27 protein-coding genes are annotated in these 14,861 nt (G+C 38.2%); all 27 read right to left on the bottom strand.

Features of this window, described 5'->3' with window-relative positions; genetic code table 11:
* Positions 1 to 2 precede the first annotated feature (2 nt).
* Positions 3 to 1,763 carry a preprotein translocase subunit SecY gene (secY, locus tag WKI77_RS02455; protein WP_337860246.1) on the bottom strand — a complete coding sequence of 587 codons (1,761 nt, stop codon included), beginning with the start codon at positions 1,761 to 1,763 and terminating at the stop codon, positions 3 to 5.
* Complete coding sequence (locus tag WKI77_RS02460) at positions 1,756 to 2,163, bottom strand: uL15m family ribosomal protein (protein WP_337860247.1); 408 nt, start codon at positions 2,161 to 2,163, stop codon at positions 1,756 to 1,758. Before WKI77_RS02460 ends, secY begins: the two co-directional genes overlap by 8 nt.
* A complete protein-coding gene (locus WKI77_RS02465) occupies positions 2,144 to 2,638 on the bottom strand; it encodes a 50S ribosomal protein L30 (RefSeq protein ID WP_337860248.1) in 495 nt (164 codons plus the stop codon). The genes WKI77_RS02460 and WKI77_RS02465 overlap by 20 nt, the downstream gene beginning before the upstream one ends.
* Entirely contained in the window at positions 2,616 to 3,281 is a 666-nt protein-coding gene (locus tag WKI77_RS02470; protein WP_337860249.1) for a 30S ribosomal protein S5, read from the bottom strand. Before WKI77_RS02470 ends, WKI77_RS02465 begins: the two co-directional genes overlap by 23 nt.
* A gap of 2 nt (positions 3,282 to 3,283) precedes the next feature.
* A complete protein-coding gene (locus tag WKI77_RS02475) occupies positions 3,284 to 3,757 on the bottom strand; it encodes a 50S ribosomal protein L18 (RefSeq protein ID WP_337860250.1) in 474 nt (157 codons plus the stop codon).
* Positions 3,735 to 4,211, bottom strand: a complete 477-nt coding sequence (locus tag WKI77_RS02480) for a 50S ribosomal protein L19e (protein ID WP_337860251.1) — start codon at positions 4,209 to 4,211, stop codon at positions 3,735 to 3,737. The genes WKI77_RS02475 and WKI77_RS02480 overlap by 23 nt, the downstream gene beginning before the upstream one ends.
* Positions 4,208 to 4,612, bottom strand: a complete 405-nt coding sequence (locus tag WKI77_RS02485) for a 50S ribosomal protein L32e (RefSeq protein ID WP_337860252.1) — start codon at positions 4,610 to 4,612, stop codon at positions 4,208 to 4,210. The genes WKI77_RS02480 and WKI77_RS02485 overlap by 4 nt, the downstream gene beginning before the upstream one ends.
* Positions 4,602 to 5,147 (bottom strand): 50S ribosomal protein L6, encoded by a 546-nt coding sequence (locus tag WKI77_RS02490; protein WP_337860253.1) that lies wholly within the window; start codon positions 5,145 to 5,147, stop codon positions 4,602 to 4,604. Before WKI77_RS02490 ends, WKI77_RS02485 begins: the two co-directional genes overlap by 11 nt.
* A gap of 10 nt (positions 5,148 to 5,157) precedes the next feature.
* Positions 5,158 to 5,547: a 30S ribosomal protein S8 gene (locus tag WKI77_RS02495; RefSeq protein ID WP_337860254.1), complete on the bottom strand. Its 390-nt coding sequence runs from the start codon at positions 5,545 to 5,547 to the stop codon at positions 5,158 to 5,160.
* A gap of 10 nt (positions 5,548 to 5,557) precedes the next feature.
* Positions 5,558 to 5,716 (bottom strand): 30S ribosomal protein S14, encoded by a 159-nt coding sequence (locus WKI77_RS02500; RefSeq protein WP_009887178.1) that lies wholly within the window; start codon positions 5,714 to 5,716, stop codon positions 5,558 to 5,560.
* A gap of 5 nt (positions 5,717 to 5,721) precedes the next feature.
* Positions 5,722 to 6,249, bottom strand: coding sequence for a 50S ribosomal protein L5 (locus WKI77_RS02505; RefSeq protein WP_337860255.1), 528 nt, complete (start codon positions 6,247 to 6,249; stop codon positions 5,722 to 5,724).
* Positions 6,239 to 6,955 (bottom strand): 30S ribosomal protein S4e, encoded by a 717-nt coding sequence (locus WKI77_RS02510; protein ID WP_337860256.1) that lies wholly within the window; start codon positions 6,953 to 6,955, stop codon positions 6,239 to 6,241. The genes WKI77_RS02505 and WKI77_RS02510 overlap by 11 nt, the downstream gene beginning before the upstream one ends.
* Complete coding sequence (gene rplX / locus WKI77_RS02515; protein ID WP_337860257.1) at positions 6,945 to 7,451, bottom strand: 50S ribosomal protein L24; 507 nt, start codon at positions 7,449 to 7,451, stop codon at positions 6,945 to 6,947. Before rplX ends, WKI77_RS02510 begins: the two co-directional genes overlap by 11 nt.
* 9 nt (positions 7,452 to 7,460) lie before the next feature.
* Positions 7,461 to 7,859: a 50S ribosomal protein L14 gene (gene rpl14p / locus WKI77_RS02520; RefSeq protein ID WP_337860258.1), complete on the bottom strand. Its 399-nt coding sequence runs from the start codon at positions 7,857 to 7,859 to the stop codon at positions 7,461 to 7,463.
* A gap of 1 nt (position 7,860) precedes the next feature.
* Entirely contained in the window at positions 7,861 to 8,181 is a 321-nt protein-coding gene (locus WKI77_RS02525; protein ID WP_337860259.1) for a 30S ribosomal protein S17, read from the bottom strand.
* On the bottom strand, positions 8,178 to 8,474 hold the full coding sequence (locus WKI77_RS02530) for a ribonuclease P protein subunit (protein ID WP_337860260.1): 297 nt from the start codon (positions 8,472 to 8,474) through the stop codon (positions 8,178 to 8,180). The genes WKI77_RS02525 and WKI77_RS02530 overlap by 4 nt, the downstream gene beginning before the upstream one ends.
* Positions 8,471 to 8,770, bottom strand: coding sequence for a translation initiation factor (locus tag WKI77_RS02535; protein WP_337860261.1), 300 nt, complete (start codon positions 8,768 to 8,770; stop codon positions 8,471 to 8,473). Before WKI77_RS02535 ends, WKI77_RS02530 begins: the two co-directional genes overlap by 4 nt.
* Complete coding sequence (gene rpmC, locus WKI77_RS02540; protein ID WP_337860262.1) at positions 8,767 to 8,979, bottom strand: 50S ribosomal protein L29; 213 nt, start codon at positions 8,977 to 8,979, stop codon at positions 8,767 to 8,769. The genes WKI77_RS02535 and rpmC overlap by 4 nt, the downstream gene beginning before the upstream one ends.
* Positions 8,963 to 9,637 carry a 30S ribosomal protein S3 gene (locus tag WKI77_RS02545; RefSeq protein WP_337860263.1) on the bottom strand — a complete coding sequence of 225 codons (675 nt, stop codon included), beginning with the start codon at positions 9,635 to 9,637 and terminating at the stop codon, positions 8,963 to 8,965. Before WKI77_RS02545 ends, rpmC begins: the two co-directional genes overlap by 17 nt.
* The gene (locus WKI77_RS02550; protein ID WP_337860264.1) at positions 9,624 to 10,073 is read right to left on the bottom strand and encodes a 50S ribosomal protein L22; all 450 of its coding nucleotides are present in this window, start codon (positions 10,071 to 10,073) and stop codon (positions 9,624 to 9,626) included. Before WKI77_RS02550 ends, WKI77_RS02545 begins: the two co-directional genes overlap by 14 nt.
* Before the next feature lie 4 nt (positions 10,074 to 10,077).
* Positions 10,078 to 10,533 carry a 30S ribosomal protein S19 gene (locus WKI77_RS02555; protein ID WP_337860265.1) on the bottom strand — a complete coding sequence of 152 codons (456 nt, stop codon included), beginning with the start codon at positions 10,531 to 10,533 and terminating at the stop codon, positions 10,078 to 10,080.
* Positions 10,527 to 11,225, bottom strand: a complete 699-nt coding sequence (locus WKI77_RS02560; protein WP_337860266.1) for a 50S ribosomal protein L2 — start codon at positions 11,223 to 11,225, stop codon at positions 10,527 to 10,529. The genes WKI77_RS02555 and WKI77_RS02560 overlap by 7 nt, the downstream gene beginning before the upstream one ends.
* A gap of 10 nt (positions 11,226 to 11,235) precedes the next feature.
* Positions 11,236 to 11,484 (bottom strand): 50S ribosomal protein L23, encoded by a 249-nt coding sequence (locus tag WKI77_RS02565; protein ID WP_337860267.1) that lies wholly within the window; start codon positions 11,482 to 11,484, stop codon positions 11,236 to 11,238.
* Positions 11,485 to 12,255 carry a 50S ribosomal protein L4 gene (gene rpl4p, locus WKI77_RS02570; RefSeq protein ID WP_337860268.1) on the bottom strand — a complete coding sequence of 257 codons (771 nt, stop codon included), beginning with the start codon at positions 12,253 to 12,255 and terminating at the stop codon, positions 11,485 to 11,487.
* Between the two features lies 1 nt (position 12,256).
* Positions 12,257 to 13,249, bottom strand: coding sequence for a 50S ribosomal protein L3 (gene rpl3p / locus WKI77_RS02575; protein ID WP_337860269.1), 993 nt, complete (start codon positions 13,247 to 13,249; stop codon positions 12,257 to 12,259).
* A gap of 206 nt (positions 13,250 to 13,455) precedes the next feature.
* Positions 13,456 to 14,076 carry an MBL fold metallo-hydrolase gene (locus tag WKI77_RS02580; protein WP_337860270.1) on the bottom strand — a complete coding sequence of 207 codons (621 nt, stop codon included), beginning with the start codon at positions 14,074 to 14,076 and terminating at the stop codon, positions 13,456 to 13,458.
* Between the two features lie 27 nt (positions 14,077 to 14,103).
* A partial coding sequence (cyoE, locus tag WKI77_RS02585) for a heme o synthase (protein WP_337860271.1) occupies positions 14,104 to 14,861 on the bottom strand: 758 nt, incomplete at its 5' end.

Here is a 14,861-nt window from a genome sequence, read left to right on the forward strand (position 1 = left end):
TTTTATCCACCGTTGAAGAACTGCCTTATTAAAGGATGCATTTCCATTAACTGCTCCCTACCCATGGCCTCATAGAACTGAATTACTATTCCAACAGCCAGAAGCAAGCCTGTACCGCTGGTATCTCCCACAGTACCGATCAGATCTGCTCCACCGGCCAATATTCCTACTATGGCACCGCTGAATATTGTTATAGCAGGAATATATTTGCTCAGAACTTTTGCCATTATACGGGGATCACGGCGGAATCCAGGTATTTGCATGCCGCTGGAACGTATCTGCTTTGCCACAGCTTCAGGTCCCATGTTGGTTGTCTCAATCCAGAACTTTGCGAACAAAATACTGAATCCGACCAGGAATGCCATAAATACCAGAATATGTATCAATTCCTCCACAGGCGTGTGACCTAACAACACGCTTTGCGATACAGATGGTTGCAATATTGGGAACAACCAGTCTGACAAGCCGTTTGGAGTGTAAAGATAAAATGCGAGACCTCCGGTGGGGGTTGTGGAAGATATCCCGAGAGCCGATACCTGTGTGGCGCTGGCATATGCACCGAGGAGATGGCTGTGCCCCAAAATTGGAAATTTATCGAGAAGTGGACTATCCCAGAATAAAAGGGTCCACATTGAAATGTTTGCAAGCAAGGCCGTAGCAAGTATAACCGGTATATTTGATGCATATAATAGCTGCAATGGATACCTTCCTCTCGCTCCCCTGACCCGTTCGTGTGCAATAGGCAGTTCTATTTTGCTGCTCTGGAAGAAAGCAACTATAAAGAATATTAGCAATGTTCCAACCAGCGCAATCATGGGATTTGGCTGAGCAAATAGAATCTGTTCCATTCCTGTATTTGTTAAGTATGAACCTGGTGCGTTCATAAACAGGTATAATGCTTTGGGTATTGCACCTGCAGGAGGATTTGCGAGGGATAATGGTGATGTTATTGTTGATGGAATCCAGTTAAATGTACCTGTAAATAACTGCTGTGATACACCTGCTGCTATGAATAATGATATACCTGATCCAATACCATATTTTGAAACAACCTCATCCATTAAGAATACAAGGTATGAACCGAAGAATAACTGCAGTATAATTATGGACTGTGCAAGAAACTCTCCATATCCAGGAACAACATGAGCTATATTTGCAACAAGCCCTGCATCTGGAACAAGAAATCCAAAAGCCTGTGGTATTGCTTCCACAAATATCATTATAATTACAAGTAATTTCTGGAAACCCTGATAAATCGCTTTATCGCTTGAATCACTCAGATCCAGGTTAAAGATTTTGGCTCCAGCAAAGAGCTGCATAACTATACTTGCTGTAACTATTGGCCCTATGCCAAGGTCCATTAATGAACCTGATGCTCCTGCGAATATTGCCCTGAATGATGCGAAAACATCCACGGTTTTCGATGTATTAAGGCCATATATATAGATGTTTGTCAGCGCAAAATATATCAGAACTACTATGGCTGTCCACATCAATTTATGTTTAAATGAAACGTGTCCCTTAGCCTTTTTGATGGCAGGAAGTTTGGCGGTAAGATTTTCCAGGCCATATAACTTGCTTTTCTTTGGACCTTTATAACTTAAAAGCAGATAAGCAATTATAAAAAGTGGTGATGATAACAGACCAAGTATGAATAATTTAAGTCCGGTATAGTGAGAAAAGTAATAAAATGAAAAAATAAAAATAGCATATATGAAAACTATCGGAATTGCGGCTCCTTTATTTCTTTGAATCTCAGTCATGTTCTATCTTTATACCGTGATAGGAAACCTTACTAATAGATTTTTCGGTAGCCTTTGGAATTTTAATTGTGCACTTTATTTCAAAGTTACCACTAGCAAGCAATTTTGTATAACCGGCATTGCCGAGATCTATTACATCATTTTCCACGTAGCCGGCAGCTTTTAATGACTCATAACGATCATTTAACTGGCTGAGTGTTATTGGATTTTCATATGTTGTTGAATGGCTTGTAAATCCGTGAACGCCAAAATGGTTTTTATCATGAATGATCAACCATATTTTTTTGTGTGCACCAAGTCCGGCCATTCCACTTCCGCCTCTCTTTCCTTTTCCTCTTCCGGATTTCATTCCTCTGCCGTAATGGCCGCCTCTTAATTTTTTAGTTTTTGTCCTTACCATTTAAATCTACCCCCGGAACAATCATACGTTTTATTAAACTGTTAATCTTGCTTCCTCTATAACCCGCAGACCCTTTCTGATGAAATGGCTTTTGAATTGCTTCATAGCCACCTTTTGGCGGATTAAGCCTGACCACAGGTTTTACGTTTTCCAGATCTTTTATCTTTACTTTATTCTCGAACATTGCCTTTGCTAATTCGGCGATGGAAGAATAACCAAGAACCTTTGCGTAATCTTCAGTTATTTTTTTCCTGCCATTTAATAGAATTCTGTCTTTAAACAGCAGTTCTATGGTTTCCTGATCAATTTCACCCCATGTGACATAATCTTTTACTCTGTTCAGCATGCCAGTAAGGCTTTCGGATTCTGGAAACATGACCATGTGATTTATTCTATTAAGATTCAATAGTTCTGCGGTTTTTTCTGCAAACGGCTTTATTCCTGTTTTTCCTCTAATCCTTATTATCGCTATCATGTTCTATTCCTCCTACATATATTGGGGTTGTCAAATTTATCTTTGGGTTCATTTTCATCGATATTGTTTTTTTAAGTGCGTCAAATGTTGCCAGTGCATAATTCACTGTTGTTTTTGTATGTCCTGATGCAAATCCCCACGCATCCTCGATTCCGGCCATTTTTAGTATAACTTTAACAACATCTCCAACAGCCAGCCCAACTCCCTGGGGTGCTGGTTTTATCTTAACTTCGACCGAACCTGATTTGCCAACAATTTCAAATGGAAGTGAATGTGGCCTGCCGCATCCGCATTCCCATGAACCACAGCCTCTTTTAATTTCTATGATATTTGTTTTGGCATTGTTTATTGCTTTCCTTATAGCTGGTGCTGCTTCTTTGGCCTTTCCTCTGCCTATGCCTACATATCCGTTCCCATTGCCAACTACAGCAGTAATTGAATAATTCATTCTTCTGCCGGAGTCTGTCATCCTCTGGGCTCTTTCTATATTTATTACCTCATCCTGCAAATCTGGAATCAAATAATCAACTATCTGATATTCCTGTAAAGGCAATTTTGTGTGCAGAGCATCACCTATACTTTGAATTTCGTTATTTGCAACCAGTCTCCCAAGTTCTGTCCTGGGAATCCATTCTTCATCCATATTTATTCACCTTTTTTAACAAATTTTGAAATATCAACCTTATTTTTCAGATGTTCTCCATTTATTCTTGATTCATCAGGGAAAACATCTTCATTTACAGGTATATCTATTCCAGAATCTACTATGCCTTTCAAAGCTGCAGCCAGCCTCCCTCCATGAATGAATTTGTATCTTCCAGTATCAAGTATTGCTGATTCTATTCCCTTCCCTTCAGCCTTTTTTCCTGCAAGATATCCGGCAAGATACATGGCCTGTATATTATTGCCATGCACCCCATATTCTTTCTGGAGAGTTATATTTGTGACCGTAACTCTCACATTATCGCCTGAAGGATTGTAATCCACAAACTGGATCATCATTCCTTTATTGGTTGGCCGTATAACTGCACGGGTTATATCAGATTTTAATAATCTGTATCGTTTCTGGTAATCGGTTATGCCTAAATTTCTTCTTTTAAGCACTGGTGTTGTTTTCATTTTTATCCTCCTTTATTAATGATTCAGCTTTAAGATGGGATACCAGCTGTGCCCTTGAAGAGAAAGAACCACTTTTTATTGTTCTATAATATTTGCGGTATGTTGGCTTATCAATAGTCTCCTTTTCCTTAAGGTCCCTCAATTCACTTCTAAGTGCCCTGATTGTGTTGATCCATCTTCTCTTTCTGGGATATCTGGCATATTTTGTTCCTTTTACGGATCCTGGACCTCTTCTTCTACCCTTGCTCAGCTGATTTATCCTTTTCTTTAATCTCTGATTTGAATGGTTTTTCTTAGCTCTTCTCTGTATTATGTTAAGACCTATTAATTTATTTACATCGTCTCGGGATGTGGCATCGAGTACCTTATCCAGGTTAGTTGTATCTATCCATACTCTGGAAGTTCCAACCTTCAGTATGTCTGCAGATATTGCCTTAATGCTGGACATTTTCATTTTACCACCTTGTTAAATACATGTATGCCTAAATTATCAGCTTCTGATTCAATATCTATTCTCTTTTTATATCCAACAGTAGAAGCTATTCTTGCACCTTCAAGGTCAGGATTAATTTTTGATAATTCCGGCACATTATGAACAAGAACTTCCTTGAATCCTGATGGATGCAGCCCCCTAACTGCTTTTGGCGTTCTGAATCCAGGGCCGACAACTGGAGGCCTGTAACTGAGATGGGCACCGAGTTTGGAATGCTTTCCTCTGGGCCTCCTCCATGAGTCGTCGAATTTCTTATACCTGAACCATTCCTGCCTGTGGAATTCAACTCTTCTTCTGTTTACTTCATTCTTCTTTTTTAATAATATTTTTTGTTCCTTTGTCAATAAGGGCTTATAACTCATCTGAATTCACCCCCTTCAACAGATATATTCCATCCTGGAATACTCTGGCATCGAAGTGCTTTATGTAGGTAGCTCTCTCTATATTTGCCGCTGTATCTCCCATATCTCTTTTATCAATGCCTTCTATTATTACACGGTCTCCTTTTACAGAAACTTTGCAATTTTTGATTTTGGCTATTCTAGGGGCTTTACCGCCGAGAAAGTTTTCAACATAGAGCTGATTTCCACGAACTGAAACTCTCATAGGAAAATGGGTAAAATCAATTTTCATCTCATATTTGAAGCCATTTGTAACTCCATGAAAAACAAGATTCAGCTCTGAATACCATGTTCCAATAATACTGTTAGTAAATTTGTTTTCCTTGCTAACCGCTATTATTATTGAATTTTCTTTTTTGTATACTTTCACATATTTATCCCTGAAGTTCCTTGAAGTTTCTCCAAGTTTACCTTTGACAGCAATAACTGCGTCATTGATATCAACGTTTATTCCTTCAGGTATTTTTAATTCCATTTTATCTTTCCAATTTATCATTTATTCCACCTCAATATACATAGGCCAGTAATTTCCCACCTATGCCAAATTTTCTCGCTTCAAGGTGGCTCATAACACCTTTTGTAGTGGTGAGTATGATGATTCCAAAATCCTGTGCAGGCAGATACCTTGATTCATATCTTTCTATACTTGACCTTGTAACAGATAGCCTGGGTTTTATTACTCCACAGTTATTTATTGTATTGCTAAGGACAACATTAAACTTTCCTCCTCTTTCTTCGTCTATTACCTCAAAGCTCTTAATATAATTATAATCCTGCATCACTTTTAGCACACGCCCGATTATTACTGAAGCGGGGCTTATAGTTATATCATTTTCACCGATTCTTGAGGCCATCTTTATTGTATTAATTACATCATTTAAAGGATCACTTTTCATTATTATCACCTCAACTATATTTGCGGAAACCTATCTTCTCAGCAGTTTCCCTGAAACATTGCCTGCACATTCTGATACCATATCTCCTTACCAGGCCTCTTTTTCTACCGCACCTGACGCATCCCTGAGAATGCCCGAAATTCTTTTTTGGTTGTAATTTTACCTGCATTTATATCACCTTATAATTTGAGCGTTGAAGTTTTCTTCTAGGAACTTTATTGTTTCCTCTTTCTTTATGCCTATGCTTTTGGGTATGCTCTTGCTCATGATTCTCCTTCTGGGCAGTCGATATCCGCCAGCCCTTTTAAGGACTATAGCAATATCCATTCCAAATATTCCTATATCCGGATCATATTTCATTCCCTTAAAGTCTGTGTAGTCAGTAATGCCAAAATATGCATTGCCCTGCTTATCGAATGAGTAAACAGGAATCTTATAATCCTTTGCATAAAATGCTTCTTTCAGGAATTTATATGCATCGTCTTTTCTAAGAGTTACTTTCGCTCCTATATTCAGCCCTTTTCGTATATTGAAATCACGGATAGTTTTTCTGGATGTTGTTAATACAGGTTTGTGGTTGGTCAACAGTTCCAGGACTTTAGTAGCTTTTGTAAGCCTTTCCCCTGCTGCCCCAACTCCTATATTTATTACTACCTTGTCTATAGTAATTTTTCTCATTGGATTTTCTGTTTCACTCATCATCTACTACCGCCTCCGTTTCAGGTATTTTAAATGTGTACTTTGGTGTACCGATAACATATATGTAATCCTTTATTGTTGAAAAGCCTTCATTCAGATGTACCATGTTTTTTACTGATGATTTTTTTACTTCTATATTTTTTATGGTTGCAAGTTCCCCGATATGAGAGCCGCCTGTAATGAATGCTTTATCGCCTTCGCCCATCTTCAACACGTTTACGATTTCAAGACCCGGTATTTTCATTAATAATACATCGGACGTGTTTATGTCCTTTCTGTCCGTTACTATTGTTTTTCCATCGCGGAAACCAAGCTGTATTTTGCCTGTTCCCACTATACTTTTTTTGACAACCTTGAAAAGTTTTAATCCAGCATTATTCGGTGAATTTGGCATAGCTACAAGTTTGCCTTTCCTGTCGTACAGGATTATATACTCATTTTCAAGTGTTTCAACTGAAAGCACATCCATGAATCCCAGTGGAAATCTTCTGTCTTTTACTATTTTGCCATCAACCTTTACCATATTATTATTCAATATCCTTGTTATTTCTCTTTCCTTGTCACCAAGTTTAAGATAATCCCTTAACAGTATTAACATGGGTATTGAATCTTCCTTATTGTGGGTGGCCGGAGTCGGAGTAACTGACCAGAAATTGGTTTTTCTGGGAATTTTCAGTTTTCTCGAAGCCATCATTATTTTAGTTTTCATTATTATCATCCTCTTTATTGTCTATGCTCTCAGAGCTTTCTTCTGATTCTTCTTCAGAATCCTCTGATGCATCTTCATTATTTTCTGGCAGATCAATTGTTTCTCCAGCATTATCCTCATCTGTTACTTCAGATTCAACCGGTGTTGCTTCCGACTCCGCCGGTTTCTCAGGTTCAGGTGCAGGCAGGTTTCTTCTTGCTGTGACTTCTTTTATCTTGTTGTATCTTCCTTCTATTGAAAGTTCAAGTTTTGTCACAACTAGATTGCTGTGGTCAACGTAATATTCAACCTGTTTTCCATCTGCCTTTGCTATTGTAACTCCCTCTATTGAGATTTTCCTGGTTTTATGGTTGACTGCTATTACCTTTCCGCCCTCGCCTTTTCTCGCCCCAGAAACTATCTTTACAATATCACCTTTAACAACAGGAAAACGGCGTATTCCGTATTTTTTTCTCAGGTCTCTATTCAGTGATACATTAATTTTTGTATTTAACATGATATTACCTCACACTATAGTGGATGCTATTGCAGCAATTCTCGGCCATCTTTCCGCGGCTTCTCTGGCAACAGGACCTTTTATATCCGATCCTCTTACTTCGCCATCTAGTGTAACAAGCACCGCTGCGTTGTCTTCAAACTCTATAATATTGCCATCTGCCCTTCTGTATGGCCTCCTTTGCCTGACAACAACGGCATATACAACCTTCGCTCTCATCTCTGGTGTACCTCTTTTTACACTCGCAATAAACAGGTCACCAACTCCGGCAGCCGGTATACGCCTTGCTACAGTATGCAAAGCCTTAACACCTATAAGGCTAATTACTTTAGCACCTGTATTATCTGCACATGGTATAACAGCCCCAAGCGGGAGCCCTCTTGATTCATTTCCCGAAATACCTTTCATTTTAGTTCACCTTCTCAATTACAACAAAATCGATGGTCTTTGCCAATTTTCTGCATTCTGCAGCCCTGACATTATCACCGATTTTCACTTCAATGCAATCTGGCAGGTGGGCATGGTATTTGGTAAATTTTGTAATGTATCTTTCATACTTTTTAATATATATTTTCGATTCTCTTTTTATAACAATACTGCGTTTCATTTTAACTGAAACAACCGTTCCTGTCAGTATTTGGCCACGAACCGGAAGCTCGCCATGAAATGGGCAATTAGGATCTTTGCACTCCTTTTCCGGTGGTTTCACATCTATTCCTATATTATTCATTTTTCATACCTCCTTAATTTTTTATATATTTTTCTTTTTTCCTTTGTTCTGTCTTCAGGCCTTATTAGCACAGCATCCCCGTTTATATTGTACAGCTTATCTTCGAATGAAATTTCGAATATTGTGCCTGCTTTTGGAATGCTGCACGTTTTAATTCCATTGTTTATGAACATCATATTTTTTGACTCGTCAATCAGTTTCCCATTAATTCCAATGTTTTTAGTATTGTATGAATTCTTTACCTTTATATCCTTTCCGATAAATTCCATCAAATAGACTTCATTTGCATTCATGCCATCTGAACCTTGAATCCCATGCTTTCGAGTTCTTTCTTCATGACGTCTCTGTGATCGCCCTGCAACTCTATACTCTTTCCATCCTTAACTGTCCCACCTGAAGCGGCCTTCCTTTTTAAAGACTTGGCAATCTCGTTGATGTTCTCAGTTTTAGGATCGATCCCGTCTATAACAGTTACCAGTTTGCCGTATCTTCTTTTATCTACACTTATTTTTACAAGCTCACTGTCACGGTTAAATCCTTCCCATGGTTGAAGTTCTTTTGGCATTCCTGTGAAATCTTTATCTTTCATTCTCTTTTTTCCTCCATAACGGTAAGTATCCTTGCTATCTGCTTTTTAATTGAATGCATGGTTCCTGGGCTTGCAGGAGCACCGCCCATTGCTATTGCAGATCGTTCTTTAAGCAGGGACTCCTTTAGGGATTTAAGCTTCTCATTAAGTTCCTCATCGGACATTTCCCTTAATACCTTGGCTGTTAGTTCTTTATTCGTTAGTTCCATTTTCCTCAACCTCTTTATTTTCCACGCTTTCAGGAACGGGTATTTTTGTTTGTGTATTAATTAGTATTTCATCAGGTAAGCGGTAATCCTGCCTGAGTAACCTGACATAAATGCCTATGGCTCCGGTTTTAAGCATTGCAACTGAATATCCTGTTATAACTCCTGATCGTGCAGGTTCCCCGGAATATTTTATTTCTCCATACATGAATTTCTGTGTTCTTGCCCTTTCTCCTGATATTTTTCCGCCTATTCTGATTAACACGCCCCTTGCATGCTGATCAATTATTCTTCTTAATGTTGTATTACCCGCCTTTCTGTAATTCCATCCTTTTTCAAGAGACAATGCTATTTTCTTGGAGATAATCTGCGGATTAAGGTCTGGATTGTCTACTTCCTTTACCTCGATCTGCGGTGATTCCAGTCCATACTTTGTTTCAAGTGTGGATGTCATTGCCTTTATTTTTGAGCCGTGCCTTCCTATAACGAGGCCAGGCCTGTTAACGTATAGTGTTATATTTGTACCGAAGGGCGTTCTTTTCATTTCCATTCCGCCAAATCCTGCACTGTCGTTTTCTGATTGCAGGTATTCCGTCACCAGCAGCTTTTTGATATTGTCATTTATGAATTTTTTCTCCTTCATCATATCACTCCTTTTCATTCTCCACTACAACTACTTCAAGATTGATTAAATCTTTAAAGAATGCACCTGCTCTACCATAAGCTTTTGGAAGAAACTTTTTTATCATTCTTCCCTTTGATGCGGAGAGATGAAATATCTTAAGATCATCAGTAAGTCCTTTAAATTCAGCATTGGCTGATACATCATCAAGCAATTTCTTGAATGCCTTTATAGCCTTTACCGGGTATCTTCCAGGCCCTGTAGCCCTTCTGTGTGAAACCGAGTCCAGGTACCTGAAATATGGCACTGCAATTTTCTTTTCCATGACCAGGTCAAGAGAATTCTTTGCAGTTTCAAGATCCATATCCTTCAGGAAATGAGCAACATTGACAGCGTCCTTCATGGATATGTCGGTTTCCCTTACCTGAGCTCTAGCATGTTTTTCCGGCATTTTATCAATACTGTATCCTTTCATATGATCACTTCAATGGCAGGAATTTTGATGACCTTGTAGCTCCGACTCCTGGACCGGAATGCTTTACTTCCTTTCTTGTAGGTGCAAATTCGCCTAAATAATGACCTATCATTTCTGGTTTTATTTCAAATTTCAGATATGATGAACCATTATACACTTCCATCTTTTTGCCAACGAATTGAGGCAAAATTATTATGTCCCTTACATGGGTTTTTATTGTTTCCTTATCGCCGAGAAGATCATCAAAAACTTTCTTCTGTTCATGATTCATTTCTCTGTTATACGATCTTCTAACCCTTGCTGGAAATATTTCGAGAAGTTCGGGGAGTTCCATTTCCTCAAGCTCCTCAATAGTCTTTCCGCGATAAGAGAATTCCTTTGATCTCCCAGTAATAGCCTTTTGAGCCTTTCGTGATCTTCTTTTTATAGATTTTACAGATGCCTGTCTTCTAACTACCATTTCTTATTCCTCCTTTGTGGTGATAACCTACCAACTTTAGCTCCAGGTGGTGCACCTCTTGCTACTGTGCTTGGACCTCCAACGTGCTGGTGGTTTCCACCTCCATGTGGATGGTTTACAGCATTCATTGCAACTCCTCTAACTGTGTATGGCCTTTTAGCTTTGCTCTGAAGATATTTTATATGCCTTCCTGCCTTCAATATCGGTATATCTCTGGCTCCAGATCCGGCAACAACACCAACTGTAGCCCTGCAATTAGGGTTTAATTCCTTTGTCATGCCTGACGGAAGCTTTATTGAAACTGAGCTGCCATGACTTATTATAAGACCAGATGAACCTGCTGTCCTGCAAAACTTTCCGCCGTCTCCGGGATTATTTTCTATGTTGTAAACATAGGTTCCGTCTTCTATTTTGGATAGTGTTGTGGTTGTTCCATTTATTGAATTGCCTGTTTCACCGGCATATAACTTCTGCCCCTTAAAAGCGCCATTAAAAGCTATCATATAGCTAATTTCATTCTGCTCATTTTTTAAGGATAGAAGTGGTACATTTCTACCTGGTGCCTGTATTATATCATCAATATTGTAATTTCCATTGTAAAGATGTTTAATATCACCGATATGCCTGTGGCTCGGGCTTTGATATGTTAACGAACCATGTCCTCTCCTTTGTGCTACTATATGTTTTCCCATTTAATTCACCTCAGAATATACCTATTCTCCCACCAATTTCTTCAGCGGAGTAGTTATCCGATAATTTAGCTATTACCTTCTTGCCTTTTTTGGTTATTAAGATATTTAAGCTAACTACTTTAACGTCAAATCTTTCCTCTATCTCTTTTTTTATTTCTGCTTTCCTGCCCCTGCGATCCACAATGAATGTAAGTTTGTTTTCCTTTTCCATCATTAATGTGGTTTTTTCAGTAACCACAGGTGATATGACATAATCCATTTAGTTCACCTCTTTGAGAGCTTCAATTGCCGATTCTGTATATACGGTTAATCTGCCAGGATTGCCGCCGGGTGCCAGTTTTGTTATGCTCAGGCTGTTTAACGAAGCAAGATCTACACCGGGAAGTGTAGAAAATGCCCTGAGATTTTCTACAGATGAACCAACAATCAACAAACTCTTTGGTTGCTTGTATGTTCTATTCCTCATCTTTCCACGGCCTGCCCTGATCTTTTTGCCGTTCTTGGATCTTAAAACATCTTCGTAAATACCAAGATTTGTAAGTACCTGCACAGCATCTTTAACCTTTTTAATGCTTTCAATATCATTTTCCACAACAAGAGGGAAAGTTAAGGTTTCAATAGAGTCCGTGGAAATTTTATGCCCTCTCTGTATTACCTTTTCTTTATTTGCTGTGAATGCTATTGCACTTAATCTGGCCATTCTTCTTTCCTTTTTGTTGATTTTTTTGTACAAAACCTTGTCGCTGCGTGGTGACAGTGCACTTCTTCCACCAACCATGCTTGCGAGTAATACTCCCCTTGAACCACTTGCCAGCCTTGGTATTCTTGAAATTCCATGATTTGGGCCAAGGTTATGGCCTACTCTTCTGGTACCTGCAAGGGGGCTTGATCCATATGGCTGCCTCATCGAAAGCGATATGGCTCTGAAGGCCTTATGTACTAAATCTTCTCTTGCCATTATAGTAAATACCGGCGGAACATCTATTTCTTTAGTAATTTCCCCTTCAATTGAATAAACATTGGTTTTCATTTTAATCACCCTGCTTGGATTCTCTTGATATATATGTAATTTCAACTTTTTCTGCATTTGCTACAGACTGCCTTGCAGGATCTCTCATTTTTATTAATCTCTTGGATGGACCGGATATTGATCCATACAGAAGAACATAATCATTTCTGACAAGTCCATATTTAAGGAATCCGCCTTTTACATTTATCTCGTTAACCTGTTCTTTTGTTCCAAATTTCATTATACGAATATTATGTATTGTTCTCTGGTGCAGTCCGATCTGACCGGCCTGAGGAACAGTATTTCTTACCCAGTCTGGATGCCATGGCCCAAGTGTGCCAATCATTCTTCTGTGTTTTCTGTTGCTTCTGGGCAATAGTTTGACCCCGAATCTTTTAACTACACCCTGAAAACCTTTTCCTTTAGTTACAGAAATAACATCAACAAATGAACCTTCTAATGTAAAATCATTAAAGTGAAGTTCCTTTCCCAATTTTTCTTCTGCAAGCTTTATTCTATCTGCAATTGTGGAACCTGATATTCTAACCTCAAATATTTCAGGTGTTTTATTTGGGATTCCAGTAACTAGCTGAGGATTGGTATTGACAAGCAATCGTACATCAGCCACATCTTTGATTTCAATATTTTTTGGCTCCTTATTTTTTATTGCTGGTATTCTCTTGAATACTTCTTTGTTTATATTATCAGATCTTTTTTCTGCAAATACACGGAGTCCATTGTCTCCTTCTTCATAATAGTGTATTGCTATTACGTTTATAGGTGGAATTTCTACTACAGTAACAGGTATCATGACTGTTTTACCGGCAGTTACACTAGTTTTTCTATAGTCTGTTGCCTGTACATGTGTCATTCCTACTTTATATCCAGCGAATGCCTGAATCTTCGATTTGCCCTCAATTTCCGGCCATGATCGAATATCAGCCCCAATTTTTTTAGCGCGTATTCTGGGATAGTACGCCATTGATCCCCTTCGGGAATGATGCGGTGTTGCCATTTTATATCACCAACCGTTACACTTGCTATATTGCCAATAAATTGCAATATTACGGGTTGCATTTAGCATTGCCCAATGTGTATGGTTAAATTCCAAAGGTTATTGGATTAATATTTATTAAGTTTGTTATTTTATTTATGTAGAAAAGTATAATTTTATGGTATATCCAAAAGAGGGACGAAAATAATAAAGTATCTGATATTAATTTATTCACATTTGTATGGAACACCGTGAGATGGAAAAATTAATACAGGGCAAAACCCCTTAATTTTATTTATAGAAGCTCTTGCCATTTCCATATTCTGGGTAAACATGCTATCGAGCTTCATTTTATTATGTTTCATGATTAATGAGTCCCCAACAAAAATTGAATTCCTGTCCTTGAAATATATAGATATATTATTCATAGTATATCCTGGTGTATCCATAACTTCCAGGAAGTTGATTTCCATTTTATTATATGAATTTACATGCTGTATGCCCTCAAATCTTAGTCCCTTGCCTTCTACCTCCAGGATTCCTTTAAGTGCCGGGCCATTCTTCATGCTACCTACTTCTCTCTTTGGTACATAGATTTTCGGATTATAAGCATCATATATGTCACGCAGAGCCCCAACATGCAGATAATCTACAGCAGTAATAAGTACATAATCCGGTGAGATTCCAGAATTCTTATAGAAATCAAGAATTTTATTAGCGTCAGATTTTATCCCCCCATCGATCTGTATAACAGAATTCTGATATCTTATTACGTAAACATGAACAATAGTGTTAGGAATGATTTCAATCCCTTCAGGAAAATCAAAATTAATTTTAGACAACATCATTACCTCACAACATATAATGACACTGGGTTATATAAATGGATATATTATTATAACGAGCAAGAGCAACAAAAGATACATATTTGAAAAACCAAATGCACTCCTGAAATATTTCTTTTTATAAGATTTAAGAGCTGGTTGCAGTACATAGTAAAGTAGGATAGCATCCAGTATGATAGCGACAGGTATGTATGGAAGTCCAAGTTTTATTGAAGGGACCAGAAGGGGAATAAGCGAGTAAAATACAAGAAGTACTGTATTTACTATAATCCAGAATTCTGTTTTCTTAATTCCAACAATTGCGGGCAACATAGGAACTTTGGTTGCTTTATAATCATCAACATTGTTAATGGATAGATTCCAGAAATGCGTTGGTGTCCACATAAATACAAGGAAAGCCAAAAATAGGGATGTTAAAGAGATGGAATTTGTCAATGCGGCCCAACCAGCTAAAGCTGGAAATCCTCCCGCAATACCGCCTATTACTATATTCCAGGTAGTTCTCCTTTTCAAAAATATTGTGTAGAGAAACACATAGCTGAGAAAGCCACTAAATATAAATAAAGCAGTGAGAAGGTTAATTAGAATAGAGCTCAACGCAAAGGAAACAATTATCATAATTAAGGCTATGCCGAATATAAAATTTCTGGTTCCAGGGTTAAGTGTCCCAGACCTTGATCTGGTTCTTTTCATTTTAACGTCTATATCCATATCGTATATATTATTAAACATACTGGCTGACATAGATGCCAGAGTTCCAGCTATAATCAAAAATAACAGAAGTGCCG

It is taken from the genome of Ferroplasma sp., assembly GCF_037442045.1.
GTDB lineage: Archaea > Thermoplasmatota > Thermoplasmata > Thermoplasmatales > Thermoplasmataceae > Ferroplasma.